13 protein-coding genes are annotated in these 13,380 nt (G+C 65.7%); 1 reads left to right on the plus strand and 12 read right to left on the minus strand.

Going from position 1 to position 13,380, the window contains the following annotated elements; genetic code table 11:
* Positions 1-37: 37 nt before the first annotated feature.
* The 10 genes from QM797_RS12555 to QM797_RS12600 all read right to left on the minus strand — a co-directional run bounded on the left by QM797_RS12555 (position 38) and on the right by QM797_RS12600 (position 9,712).
* On the minus strand, positions 38-1,630 hold the full coding sequence (locus tag QM797_RS12555) for a ComEC/Rec2 family competence protein (protein ID WP_283275942.1): 1,593 nt from the start codon (positions 1,628-1,630) through the stop codon (positions 38-40).
* Complete coding sequence (locus QM797_RS12560; protein ID WP_283275943.1) at positions 1,627-2,520, minus strand: ComEA family DNA-binding protein; 894 nt, start codon at positions 2,518-2,520, stop codon at positions 1,627-1,629. Before QM797_RS12560 ends, QM797_RS12555 begins: the two co-directional genes overlap by 4 nt.
* 109 nt (positions 2,521-2,629) lie before the next feature.
* A complete protein-coding gene (locus QM797_RS12565) occupies positions 2,630-3,478 on the minus strand; it encodes a DegV family protein (RefSeq protein WP_283275944.1) in 849 nt (282 codons plus the stop codon).
* Positions 3,475-4,245: a diglucosylglycerate octanoyltransferase gene (octT, locus tag QM797_RS12570; RefSeq protein WP_283275945.1), complete on the minus strand. Its 771-nt coding sequence runs from the start codon at positions 4,243-4,245 to the stop codon at positions 3,475-3,477. The genes QM797_RS12565 and octT overlap by 4 nt, the downstream gene beginning before the upstream one ends.
* Entirely contained in the window at positions 4,232-4,885 is a 654-nt protein-coding gene (locus QM797_RS12575) for a histidine phosphatase family protein (protein ID WP_283275946.1), read from the minus strand. The genes octT and QM797_RS12575 overlap by 14 nt, the downstream gene beginning before the upstream one ends.
* On the minus strand, positions 4,882-5,271 hold the full coding sequence (gene rsfS, locus QM797_RS12580) for a ribosome silencing factor (RefSeq protein WP_032379193.1): 390 nt from the start codon (positions 5,269-5,271) through the stop codon (positions 4,882-4,884). Before rsfS ends, QM797_RS12575 begins: the two co-directional genes overlap by 4 nt.
* A complete protein-coding gene (gene nadD, locus QM797_RS12585; RefSeq protein ID WP_371833889.1) occupies positions 5,268-5,981 on the minus strand; it encodes a nicotinate-nucleotide adenylyltransferase in 714 nt (237 codons plus the stop codon). The genes rsfS and nadD overlap by 4 nt, the downstream gene beginning before the upstream one ends.
* A 107-nt stretch (positions 5,982-6,088) precedes the next feature.
* Positions 6,089-7,504: a vWA domain-containing protein gene (locus QM797_RS12590; protein ID WP_283275947.1), complete on the minus strand. Its 1,416-nt coding sequence runs from the start codon at positions 7,502-7,504 to the stop codon at positions 6,089-6,091.
* 1 nt (position 7,505) lies between these two features.
* On the minus strand, positions 7,506-8,387 hold the full coding sequence (locus tag QM797_RS12595; RefSeq protein WP_269604090.1) for an AAA family ATPase: 882 nt from the start codon (positions 8,385-8,387) through the stop codon (positions 7,506-7,508).
* Positions 8,388-8,431: 44 nt separating this feature from the next.
* On the minus strand, positions 8,432-9,712 hold the full coding sequence (locus QM797_RS12600) for a glutamate-5-semialdehyde dehydrogenase (protein ID WP_283275949.1): 1,281 nt from the start codon (positions 9,710-9,712) through the stop codon (positions 8,432-8,434).
* 113 nt (positions 9,713-9,825) lie between these two features.
* Here QM797_RS12600 and QM797_RS12605 point away from each other — a divergent pair, with 113 nt between their 5' ends.
* A complete protein-coding gene (locus QM797_RS12605) occupies positions 9,826-10,944 on the plus strand; it encodes an NADH:flavin oxidoreductase/NADH oxidase (protein ID WP_283275950.1) in 1,119 nt (372 codons plus the stop codon).
* A gap of 4 nt (positions 10,945-10,948) precedes the next feature.
* On the opposite strand, the gene QM797_RS12610 is transcribed toward QM797_RS12605, so the two are convergent.
* Together QM797_RS12610 and QM797_RS12615 are read right to left on the minus strand one after the other, a co-directional pair.
* Positions 10,949-11,905, minus strand: a complete 957-nt coding sequence (locus QM797_RS12610; RefSeq protein ID WP_283275951.1) for a D-2-hydroxyacid dehydrogenase — start codon at positions 11,903-11,905, stop codon at positions 10,949-10,951.
* Between the two features lie 2 nt (positions 11,906-11,907).
* Positions 11,908-13,335, minus strand: coding sequence for an MFS transporter (locus tag QM797_RS12615; RefSeq protein ID WP_283275952.1), 1,428 nt, complete (start codon positions 13,333-13,335; stop codon positions 11,908-11,910).
* Between the last annotated feature and the right edge of the window lie 45 nt (positions 13,336-13,380).

The raw sequence follows: 13,380 nt of genomic DNA on the forward strand, positions 1-13,380 counted from the left end.
ACTCACCACAGCCCAGCACTCACCACAGTCCCACCACTCACCACAGCACGTGCGCAGTCCACATGGCCAGTGCCGCAATCGCCACCACTGCAGCAACCCACCGCAGCGCCCGAAACCGCAACGCCACCAGCAGCGTGGCCGTTCCGACGGCTGCCAGCGCTGCACCCAGGAGACCGTCGGGAACGACGATGCCCGCAATCGGCACCGACGCGGCCCGCTGCGCCACCGTGATCAACCACCACAACGGTGCCGACGCCAGCTGCGCCGTCAGTTCGGCGAGAGACGTGCTGACGGTGGCGATCACGGCCGTCACGATGCCCACCACCGTTATCGGAGCGACGACCGGTGCCACCAACACGTTCGCAACGACGCCCACCACACTGATCGTTCCCGTCATCGCCGCTACCACCGGTGCCGTCACCGCGTGCGCCGCTGCAGCGACGGCCACCACCTCTGCGGCTGCCCTGGGCCAGCCGCGGGCTCGGAGCCAGTCGACCCAGATCGGTGCGACCAGGACGAGTCCGGCGGTGGCGAACACCGACAGGACGAACCCGACGTCCACCGCCAGCCTCGGCCACCATGCGAGCAAACCCAGCACCGCGCCGCACAGAGCCGGAACGGCCTGCCGCCGCCTGCCGGTAACGAGGGCCAACAACCCGATCGAACCCATCACCGCCGCACGAAGCACACTCGGCGACGGGCGAGCCACGATTACGAACGCGACGAGCACGACGAACGCGACTGCGACCGTCGCTCGGGGTCCGATCCCGATGCTGCGCAACACCAGCAGGACCGCACCGATCAGAATGGAGAAATTGGCACCCGACACCGCCGTCAGGTGCGTCAGGCCCGCTGCCCGGAAGTTCTCGGCCACGGTCTCGTCCATCCGCGAGACATCCCCCACCACGAGTCCCGGCAGCAGACCGGCGCGATCCGGCGGCATCGAATTCTGGGCCACCGCAGTCAGTTCGGATCTGACCGTGCCGGCTCCGGCAGAAATCGTCCCGGGCTCACCGACGCTGACGGGTGGGCCCGATACACGGATCACCGCTACAGTCATGTCCGGTCGAATCGGTTCGCCGAGCCTGCCCCGGACGGTGATCTGTTGACCCGGCAGCAGCGCCGACCAGCTCGACTCCGGGGCGATGATCGAGACGCGTCCGCCGACGTACAGCGCGTCACCTCCGACGTCCACGCGAGTCAACTCTGCCTTCGTCATCACCATCGAGGGTCCCGCGGACGTCAGTCGGCGTGGGTCCTCCTCCAGCCGCACCGATGCGGTGATCCACGCACGTTTCTCCGCGGCAGCAGCCACGGGATGTTCTGCTACTGCGCACATCTGAAGCCAGATTGCACCGCCGAAGCACAGCGCGAGCGCGATCACCGTGGCCACTCCCGCCCAGCTGGGACCGGGCGCGGCGCATCGTGTCGCCAGCCGTCGCAGCACCAGCGAACCGAGCAACACCACCACCGAGGTCGACGCGGTGGCCGCCACCGCCGCGCCGGGGCCGCCGAGAATTCCGACCGCGGTGATCGACCAGCACACCGCCACGGCCGGAACCAGCCGCACATCGAAGGGCAGAAACTCTTCGGTCTGCGCAGTGGCGCTCGATACGGCGTCGGTGCTCATCCGATGTGCACGAGATCGCGGATCTTCGCCAGCCTTCCGGGCCCGATCCCGTCCACTTCGGCGAGCTGATCGACAGAAATGAAGCGGCCGTTGGTCTCTCGCCAACTCACGATCGACGTCGCGGTCACCGGCCCGACCCCGGGTAACGCGTCCAACTCGGCCACGGTGGCGGCATTGAGGTCCACCGTCCCGCCGAGCGGCGAACCCGCAGGCAGATCGGCCGGGACCCCACCGTCCACCATTCCACCGCCCACGGCAACGCCCTGAGTCGAGGAAGTGCCACTCACTGGCGGGGGTGCCTGTGGTGGCACGACACCGACGACGATCTGATCACCGTCGGCCACTCGCGCGGCCATGTTGAGCGCCAACAGATCGGCACCCTCGACAGGTCCTCCCGCCGCGGCGATCGCGTCCGCGATTCGCGAACCCGGTTGCAGCCGAACCAGTCCGGGCTGTACCACCAGACCGACGACGCTCACGACCAGCTCGGCCTCCACTGCCGGTAGCGGTTCGGTGAGTACATCCGAATCCTTCGCATCGGATGCAACCACGGCCAGCGGTGGAGCAGGTGCAGGCGTCGGCGCATCTCGAAACACCGCGAATGCCGCGACGAGCACGACAAAAACGCCGGCTGCTGCCAGGGCGATGGCGCCCTGTCTTCCCGGGTCCACCCGAGCGGAACGCCATCGTTGCGGAAGTACGGACGACCACGGGGAACCGAGCCGAGGAGAACTCGAGATGAGCCAATCCGGTTCCGGAGTCGTCATGTCCGGGCCGGCTTCCTCCATCTCGACGCGCGCGGGCATCCCGTCCGGGCGTGCGGAATCAGGTTGTCTGCGCACGGCATTCAGTCGCGCCACCGTGTGCGCCCGATCGTCGTCACCGCCCATGCATCAGAACGCTAGTTCTGGCGGCCGGACTCACACGCAGCGAGACGCTGGTCGCGAATTGCCCTGTGCACAACTCGATACCTGTGGATGATCGGTGGGATCAGCGCGACTACCGGCGTCCCGGCGCCACGACAACGCCGACGGCACCGGGTCCGACATGCGCTCCCAGCACTGCACCGAAGGGATACACGTCGATGCTGGTGAAGCCCGGAATTCGAGAGGCCAGCATCGCAGCGACATCGTCGGCACGCTCCGCGCACAACATATGGTGCACGGCGAGCGCAACCCCCGAATCGTCACCGACCTCGGATGCGGCGGCGACGGCTGCGTCGACCAGTTTGTTCAGCGCCTTGGACGAGGTCCGCGTCTTCTCCCGCAGCACGAGTGAGCCTCCGCTGATGTGCAACACCGGCTTCATGGCCAGTGCAGTGCCGAGGAGGGCTGCGGCAGTGCCGATTCGACCTCCGCGTCGCAGATGGTCGAGGCGATCGACGACGATGAAGCACCTCGAGGTCGTCGACGCAGCGACGGCGCCGTGATAAACCGTGTCCAGGTCCGCTCCCCCGGCCGCCGAACGAGCAGCCGCCAGCACGGCAAATCCCAATCCCATTCCAGCAGAACCGGAATCGACCACTCGAACGGCAGTGCCAACCTTGTCCGCGGCCTGACGCGCTGCTTCCCACGTGCTCGAGAGCCCCCGGGAGATGTGCAGCGCCACCACACCGGCCCCTCGACTGCGTTCGAGAGCCGCGGCATACACCTCGGTCAGCTCGCCCGGTGACGCGCCGGCGGTGGTCACCGGATTTCCCGATGCGGAGTGCTCGGGGATCTCGTCCACACCCTCACGATGGTCGATTCCGTCCACCAGTACGTGCAATGGCACCACCGAGATTCCCCGCTCGGCCGCAAGCGTGGCAGGCAGGCAGGACGAGGAGTCGGTGACGACGGCGACGGTCATGGCTTCGGGGTCACTGCAGGGTTCACGGTCGACGCTGAGGCAGCCGCCGGTCGCAACGCCTCGAGCATTGCCTGTGCCACCGCACGATGCGCGTCCCACCCCCAGTGGATGCCGTCGGGGTTCGCGTCCTCGGATTCGATGTTCGGGCGCACCGCGTCCGCGAGATCGACCATCGGAACGTTCTTGTCCGTACTCCACGCCCGCAACGCACGTACGGCGGGCTCGCGGCCCGAGTGCACCCGCCCGTAGGCATCGCAGCGGTGCACCGACGGATAGGTGCCGATGACGGGAAGTTCGGGACGGACGTAGGCCAATGCGGCGCGGGCCTGCTCCAGGTAGTCGACGCTGAGCCGCGGCGGCAGCGCAACGGGCCAACCCAGATGTGACAGAGCTGGTTGCACCGCTTGATATCCCGCGCGAACCACGCGTCGCAGAGCCGGCGGTCTGATGTACCGGATCTGCTCCCGCAGCGCGGTAGGCAACGGCGAGGGAAGCGAATCCATGCCGCCGATGGCGAACACGACGGCAGCGGCACGGGGAATCGCGGCCCACACTCGCGGATCCTGAGTCAGAGCCCACCACGCGTCACGACTCGTCCAGCCGATGCGCGCAACCAAATCCACTGTCCAACCGAGCTCGGCTGCAACCAGATTGGGCCACAGCCGCGGATCGTCCACCGGCAGCCCGCCCTCGGGTCCGTAATAACTCAGCGAGTCCGCGAGCACGAGCAGCGTGGGGCGCACCGCCATCTCGTCAGAGGACGTCACTGGCCACTCGCGCCGAGGCGTTCCACACGTCCAGGCGCCAGGACGGCTGAGCGCCCGCTCCGTGTGCGCCGAGCTGTACCCAGCTGGTGTTGGCGAGCCCACCGAGCACCGGCCAACGGTCCGTCGGCAAATCGAGCAACGCTGCCGTCAGTGCCGCGATCAGGCCCCCGTGCGCTACGAGTACCAGTGGCCGCTGGTCGCCGGCGGCACCCCACTCGTCGACGCCGCTCAGAAGCTCGCGAACCAGGGGAACACTGCGACGGGCGACGTCGATACGGCTTTCCCCGCCCGGTGGCGCGACGGTGGCATCGGCTCGCCATGCCGGCCGAGCGCCGGGTGCGATGTCGTCGACCTCGGTGTGGGTGAGACCCTGCCACTCGCCGAGATGGGTTTCGCGCAGCCGCTCGTCCTGTGTCACCGAAACACCGGCGGCGTCCCCCAGAGCAACGGCGGTGTCGAGCGCCCGTCGCAAGTCGGACGAGACGATCCGAATCGGCTCACGCGTCGCCAGCTCGGCAGCGGCCGTCGTGGCTTGGGTGCGACCGAGCTCGGACAGATCGGTATCGAGCTGACCCTGCATGCGGTCGGTGGCGTTGTATTGCGTCTGACCGTGCCGAAGCAGGATGAGCCGTCGGATCATTGCTCCGATTCCGCAGCCGGGTGCTGGCCGAGACCGGGGACCTCGATGGTCGGGCAGTCCTTCCACAACCGCTCGAGGGCATAGAAGTTGCGCTCTTCGTTGTGTTGGACGTGGACGACGATGTCGGAGTAGTCCAACAACGCCCAGCGACCTTCCTTGGTCCCCTCGCGGCGGACGGGCTTGTGTCCGGCTTCACGAAGCTGATCCTCGATGTTGTCCACGATCGAGTTGACCTGACGCTCGTTGGGCGCAGAGGCGATCACGAAGCAGTCGGTGATGTAGAGCTGGTCGGAGACGTCGAGGATCACCACGTCGCTGGCCAGTTTGTCGTCGGCTGCGAGCGCGGCGATACGCGCCATCTCGGCGGCTTCGGCTGTTGCAGTCACTTGGGTGTACTCCCACTCGTATGGTTCGGGTTCGCGGTCATTGCGCTGGTGACCGGCCCTTCCGGTTGCTTCTTCTGGGGTGCCGGCTCCGACATGGTGACGGAGCCGTCGAGGCGCAGCGCGCCTCGTGGTCTGTAGAGATTTCTCTTCGAGATGTATTGCACGACGCCGTCCGGCACGAGGTACCAGACAGGCCGATTCTCACCGGCTCGAAGTCGACAGTCCGTCGACGATATCGCGAGTGCCGGGATTTCCATCAATGTGAGGGTGCCGGCAGGCAACGACCGGAGGTGGTTGGCCAGATGTTCGACGCCCAGCTCGAACCCCGGACGCGAGACTCCGACGAACTTGGCGAGCTCGAACAGCTCCTCCCAGTTCTGCCACGTCAAGATCGACTCGAGGGCGTCCGCGCCGGTGATGAAGAAGAGCTCGGCATTAGGGTGCTGCGCCCGCAGATCGCGCAGGGTGTCGACGGTGTAGGTCGACTTCTCTCGATCGACGTCCACGCGACTGACGGAGAATCGGGGGTTGGACGCCGTCGCGATCACGGTCATCAGGTAGCGGTCTTCCGCTGGGCTGACCGTTGTCCCTTCCTTCTGCCAGGGGTTTCCGGTGGGCACGAAGATGACCTCGTCCAGACCGAACTTGTTCGCCACTTCGCTGGCAGCGACGAGGTGCCCGTGGTGTATCGGGTCGAAGGTGCCGCCCATCACGCCCAATCGGCGAACGGACTGCTTCCCTGTGTCGTCACCGGGGTCGTATTCGTGCTGCACAACCGCCGATTCTACGTCCGCTGCGCTGCCGGGCGTCACACGCCTCACACCGGCAGCAGACGTGAGACCACGGTGGCGAGCTGCTGGGCGGATCGGCACTCGTGCATGGCGATCACGTCGGCGTACACCTTGGCTGCCGAATCGCCGGATCCCCACTGTGATTTCGGTTCGGGATTGAGCCAGTACGCGTGCTTGGCCACCGAGACGATATGCGCCAACGCGGGCAGCTTGGGTTCGCGGTAGTTGGTGCGGGCGTCGCCGAGAATCAACACCGAACTGCGACTGGTGACCGCATGCGCGTACTTCTCGTCGAAGGTCGTCAGCGCGTGGCCGTAGTCCGAGTGGCCGTCGTACGTCACCAGATCGGACTCCCGGATGATGCGGCTCATCGCGGCACCGAGGTCGGAGCCGGAGTCGAAGAATCGCGTCACCTCGTCGGTGGAATCGATGAAGGCAAAGATCCGAACACGCGAGAACTGCTCTCGCAGTGCATGCACCAACAGCAGGGTGAAGTTACTGAATCCCGCGACCGAGCCCGAAACATCGCACAGCACAACCAATTCGGGGCGTGCTCGGCGCGGCTTGCGCTCCACCAAGTCGATCGGAATGCCACCGGTGGACATCGACTTGCGCAGGGTACGTCGCAGATCGATCGAACCGTGCCTGCTTCTGCTGCGCCGCACTGCAAGTCGTGAGGCAAGCAGCCGAGCCAGCGGGGTGACGTTGCGTCGCAGCGCCGCCATCTCCGTGTCCGAGGCCCGCAGGAAGTCGACTTCCTCGGCCAGCTTGGGCACACCGTAACTTGCTACCCGCTCGCGGCCCAGCTTCTCTGCCGACCTCCGTCTCGTCTCGCTCTCGACCATCTTGCGAAGGTCCACGATGCGTTGCGCTGCAGTGCGTTTGGCCACTTCCGATTCGTAGTCGTCGGTGGGCCGATCCCGTGTGTCGTCGGCGCGGCCGAGCAGCCCATCGAGGATCTTGCGCAACAACGTATCGGGGGCGACGTCGCGCAGGGCCTGATAGGCCGAGAACGACGGTCCGTTCGAGGATTTGTACTGACCGAGCTCCTCCACCATCTGCGCCGCCAGCATCTGGGTCAACTCCGCGGCCTCGGCCGAATCGTCGGACAGCAGATCCACCAGCAGCTCTCGGAGCGCATCGATGTCGACGTCGCCGCCTTCTGTGCGGGGAAGCGCAGTGTCGATCTGTCCCGAGTCCCGCGTGCCCGACGCCACCGGAAACCATAGGTCGAAGAGCGCGTCGAACACCCCGCGGTGCGTCGGTCGTCGCAGCAACGAGCAGGCCAGCCCCTCTCGCACAGCTTCCCGGTCGAGTAGATCCAGGACCGACAGGACGCGTCCGGCATCTACGGTTTCCGACGGTCCCACCGAGATTCCGCGCTTTCGCAATGCCTCGACGAAGCCGACCAGATGCCCGGGAATTCCGTGCGGGGCCAACATGTCAGTTCAGCCGCAGTTCGGCGGCCGCACGCACCTGATCGGACTGATGCTTGAGCACCACTCCCAGCGTCGTCCGGACCGCATCCTCGTCGAGGGTGTCCATTCCGAGGGCCAGCAGCGTGCGACCCCAGTCGATCGTCTCGGCGACGGAAGGCAACTTCTTGAGCTGCATTCCCCGAAGTACACGGACGGTCTTGATCATCTGCTCGGCAATCGCCTCGGGCAGTTCCGGAACCCGACTGGCCAGGATTCGACGCTCGAGGTCCGCGTCGGGGAAGTCGAGGTGCAGGAAGAGGCAGCGGCGCTTGAGGGCCTCCGACAGTTCGCGAGTCGCGTTGGACGTCAGCACCACGAACGGGGTGCGCTCGGCCGTGATGGTACCGAGCTCGGGAATGGTGATCGCGAAGTCGCTGAGCACCTCGAGCAGCAGTCCTTCGATCTCGACGTCGGCCTTGTCGGTCTCGTCGATGAGCAGCACGGTGGGGTCGGTACGCCGAATGGCCTGCAGCAGCGGCCGCGCCAGCAGGAACTCCTCGGAGAAGACGTCCAGCTTGGTCGAATCCCAATCGGCACTGGTTCCCGACTGGATCCGCAGGATCTGCTTGGCGTGGTTCCACTCGTACAGGGCGCGGGCCTCGTCGACGCCCTCGTAGCACTGCAACCGCACCAGCTCGGCACCCGTCGTCTGGGCCACGGCGCGGGCGAGTTCGGTCTTGCCGACACCCGCCGGGCCCTCGATGAGCAGCGGCTTGCCGAGGCGGTCGGCGAGAAAGACCGAGGTGGCTGTGGCCTTGTCGGCCAGATAGCCCGTTTCTGCCAGACGCTCGAGGACGTCGTTCACACTCGCGAACAGCGGGGGTGTCGTCGGTAGGGCACGATCCACGTCACAACTCCTGATGATCGGGTTTGGTCGGTACGGCAGGGGCGTCAGACATCTCGGACGTGTCCGTCGCCCCACACGGTCCACTTGGTCGAGGTCAGTTCGGGCAATCCCATGGGCCCTCGGGCGTGCAGCTTCTGGGTGGAGATACCGATCTCGGCTCCGAAGCCGAATTGCTCGCCGTCGGTGAATGCGGTGGAGGCATTGACCATCACGGCAGCCGCGTCGACGCGTTGGGTGAACTCGCGCGCGGCACCGATATCGGATGCGACGATCGCCTCGGTGTGGCCGGTTCCGTATCGATCGATGTGCTCGATCGCCTCCTCGATGCCGCCCACGACCTTCAGCGCGATGTCGAGTGAGAGGTACTCCTGCGACCAGTCCTCGTCGTGAGCGGGGACCAGCCCGGGCAGGTCGCCGTGCACCGTGACGCTGTGCATCTGGAACGCCTGGAGCAGCCGCGGCACCATGGTGTCGGCGATCGCAGCGTCGACCAGTACGGTCTCGGCCGCGTTGCAGACGCTGACTCGGCGGGTCTTGGCGTTGAGCACGATCTTCTCGGCAATGTCCGGATCGGCCGAGGAGTGGACGTACACGTGGCAGTTTCCGACTCCGGTCTCGATGGTCGGGACCGTGGCATCGCGAACAACGGCAGCGATCAGTCCCGCGCCCCCTCGGGGGATCACCACGTCCACCAGACCGCGCGCCTGGATCAGGTGGGTGACCGTGGCGCGATCCGCACTGCCCAGCAGTTGTACGGCGGCCTCGGGCAGACCGTGTTCGCGCAACGCCCCTTGCAGGGCGTCGACCAATGCCGCATTGGATCGGGCCGCCGAGGACGAACCGCGCAACAGCACCGCGTTGCCGGACTTGAACGCGAGACCGAACGCATCGACGGTGACGTTGGGGCGCGCCTCGTAGACCATGCCCACCACCCCGAGTGGGACCCTCGACTGCCGAATCTCGAGCCCGTTGGGAAGCGTCGAACCGCGGATGACCCCGCCGATCGGATCCGGCAGCGCGGCGACCTGTCGCAGACCTGCCGCGATGCCGTCGATGCGCGAGGCGGTCAACCGCAGTCGATCCAGCAGACCCTCGTCGGTACCCCCTGCCCGCGCGATTTCGATGTCGGCCGCGTTCGCAGCCAGGATCGAATCCGCAGCAGCAACCACGGCATCGGCGGCGGTATGCAGCAACGAGTCCTTCTCAGCGGTCGTCAGCAACGCCAGCGCACGCGAGGCGATCCGCGCTCGACGAGCGGCCGCGTGCACGTTCTCACGCTCGTCGAGCGTCGTGGACACCGATTCGGCCGAGACGGAAGCAGTCATGAACTACACACTAATAGGGCCGGGAATGAAGCGGTGTCGCCGCGTCGTTGCAGCACAACGTGGAGATCACCGACGTCATGGACGTCGATACCGACAGACCGGAGGAACCACCTGTGAGTGCCTTGTTCGAGCCTCTGACCCTGCGCGAAGTCACCTTCCCCAACCGGGTATGGATGGCACCGATGTGCCAGTACTCGGCCGACGACTCGGGCCCGTACGTCGGCGCTGCGGGTGACTGGCACCGAACACATCTGGTGAGCCGCGCGGTCGGCGGGGCAGGCCTGATCATCACCGAAGCCACCGCAGTCAGCCCGGAGGGTCGCATCAGCCCGTCGGACCTGGGTATCTGGAACGACACCCAGGCAGATGCCTTGGCGAAGATCGTCGCCGAGATCTCGTCCTTCGGTTCCGTCCCGGGCATCCAGTTGGCACACGCGGGCCGCAAGGGTTCCACTGCGGCTCCCTGGCTCGGCGGCAAGTCGCTGCCCGCGGAGGATCCCCGAAGCTGGGAGACCGTCGGTCCGAGCGCGGTCGCCTTCGGAGATTATGCGACGCCACGCGAGGCAACCGGCGACGACATCGCGAAGATCGTCGACGACTTTCGCTCTGCGGCGCAGCGCGCATCGAAGGCCGGGTTCCAGGTGGCCGAAGTGCACGGCGCGCACGGATACCTCTTGCACCAGTTCCTGTCGCCTGCGAGCAATACCCGCACCGACGCCTACGGCGGCGACTTCGCGGGCCGCACCCGGCTACTGATCGAGGTGGTCGACGCGGTCCGTCAGGTGTGGCCGGCCGAGCTTCCGGTGTTCGTCCGCCTGTCGGCGACGGACTGGCTCGACGAGCCCGAGAACACTGAGGGCACAGCCGAACTGGAGGCCCCTAGCTGGACGTCGGATCAGACTGTCGCGTTGTCGCAGATCCTCACCGAACACGGGGTGGATCTGGTCGATACCTCCACCGGAGGAAACGTGCACGCAAAGATTCCGGTCGGTCCCGGCTACCAGGTTCCGTTCGCACGACGAATCCAGAACGAGACCACGATGCCCGCCGCCGCGGTCGGCATGATCACCGAACCCAAGCAGGCGGAGGATATCGTTTCGCTGGGCGAGGCGACCGCTGTGCTGCTGGCGCGCGAGCTACTGCGCGATCCCTACTGGCCACGGCGCGCTGCCCGCGAACTCGGTGTCGAGATGACTCCGGCCGTGGCACCGCAGTACGAGCGGGCCTACTGAGGTCTCACACAACAAAACCGAGCTTCTTGTCCACGACATTGAGCAGGGGTTCGCCCCGAAAATATCGACGTGCGTTGTCGGCGAACACCTCTGCGAGTCGCTGCTTCCACCCCGATGCGTCACCGCTCATGTGCGGAGTGAGGATCACGTTCTCGGCCGTCCACAACGGATGGTCGGCCGAGAGCGGCTCGGTCTCGAACACGTCCAGCGCGGCACCGGTGATGTGTCCGCTACCGAGATGCTTCAACAGAGCCTCGGTATCGAGCAGCTCACCGCGGCCCACATTGATCACCCGCGCGCCAAGACTCATCGCAGCCAGCACCGAATCGTCGACCAAACCCCTCGTCTGGTCGGTCAACGGGGCAACCAGAACCAGGTAGTCGGCCCGCGCTACTTCGTCCACCAGATCATCACTGGCGTATACGGCGCCGAAGTCTCGGTCGCCTTCTCGTGCTGTTCGACCCACGCCCGAGACCGACATTCCCACTGCACTCAGCAGATTTGCGATGGCACGACCGATCGCTCCGGTGCCCACGATCATCGCGCGTGCACCATCGATGCGTTCGGTCTCGCGGTGTTGCCAGATCTTCGAATGCTGCAGTGCGCGTGAACGTTCGGAGTCCTTGGCGAACGCGAGGATTTGAGCCAGCACGAACTCCGCGATCGGTCGATCGAAGACACCACGCGAATTGGTCACCACCACATCGGATTCCACCAGCTCGTCGAACATCAACGAGTCCACGCCGGCAGCGGCGATATGGATCCACTTCAGCGAACCGCAGCGCGGCCACGCGGATTCGACTGCATGCGAGAAGAAATCCCACAGGAGCAACGCGTCGGCACCGTCGACGGCATCCGCCAGGGTGTCGGCCGTGGCGTATCTGACGTCGGCGACCTCCGCGACGGACTCGAGTCCGTCGGGAAGGTCGCCGGCATGCAGAACGACGAGAACCGGTGCCACTTCTACTTCTTGTAGCCGACGAGTTCGACGCCGGACGCAGCGACCTCGTCGTCGTTGTCACCGGGGCACTGGGTTCCGCGTAGTGATCGCCCTGCCGTCTCGGGCATCAACAGGATCGGCACGAATGCGATGGCAGCAGCGATCATCATGTACCAACCCGGGATCAGGTTGGAACCCGTTCGATCGATCAGGAACGTCAGAATCAACGGTGCCGTTCCGCCGAAGAGCGCAGTCGAGACGTTGTATCCGATGGCGAACGCGCCGTATCGCACCTGAGTGGGGAACAGTGCAGGCAGTGTCGACGACACGCAGGAGCACATGATGACCAGCAACACTCCGAGACCGAGCAGGCCGATGCTCTGGCCGATCAGTCCGGTGTTGATGATCAGCAGGAACAGCGGAACGCTGAAGACGAAGTACCCCACGCAGGCCGCCAGCAGCAACGGCTTTCGGCCCACCCGGTCGGACAGAGCGCCGATAGGGTTGATGATCGCCATCATGATGATCATGATGGCCACGAGGGTGAAGTTGGACTGAGTCGTGCTGTGCCCCAACGTGTCGCTCAGGTACGAGGGCAAGAACGTCAGCACCGTGTAATAAGCGATGTTGAGCAGCAACACGAATCCCATCAGGATCAGGATCCGCTGCCAGTACGTCATGGTGGCCTTGAGCGAGGTGATGGCTCCGCCTGCACCCTCTTCGACCGTGCCGCCGTCTTCCTTCGCTTCGGCGAACACCGGAGAATCCTCGAGCCGGGTCCGCAGCCACAGCGCAACGATTCCCAACGGGAGCGTCACCAGGAACGGGATTCGCCAGCCCCAGGCCTCCATGGTTTCGTCACCGAGCCCGACGTTGAGCAAGGTGCACAGGGTGGCACCGCCGACCGTGCCCGCGAGGGTTCCGAATTCGAGGAACGATCCGAAGAATCCGCGCCGCTTGTCGGGCGCGTACTCGGCCATGAACACTGCTGCGCCGCCGTACTCACCACCGGTGGAAAAGCCCTGCACCAATCGGCAGACGAGCAGCAGCAACGGTGCGGCGATGCCGATGGTGTCGAACGTCGGCAGCACACCGATCGCCGCCGTGGCCAACGTCATCATCGAGACGGTCAGTACGAGGACCTTCTGACGACCGATACGGTCGCCGAGCGGGCCGAGCACGATGCCGCCGATAGGACGAATGATGAACGACGCGGCCAGCACCGCGAATGTGGAGAGCAGGCTCGCTCCCCCGTCCTCGGACGGGAAGAAATTGGCGGCGATGTAGACGGCGAGATAGCCGTACACCGCGTAGTCGAACCACTCGACTGCGTTGCCGAGTGCCGATCCACCGATGGCGCGGTGGAGAATCTTGGTCTCGGCCGGGCTCAGGGTGTCGGTACTGGGGGGATATCCGGTCGGCGATGCTGCCGACCCTGATTTTTCGGTCACGGTCGAAATACCTCTCGCTTTTGTGGACAAAGTGGAGCGTCGGTG

Source organism: Rhodococcus sp. IEGM 1381 (genome assembly GCF_030056795.1).
In the GTDB taxonomy this organism is placed as follows: Bacteria; Actinomycetota; Actinomycetes; order Mycobacteriales; family Mycobacteriaceae; genus Rhodococcoides.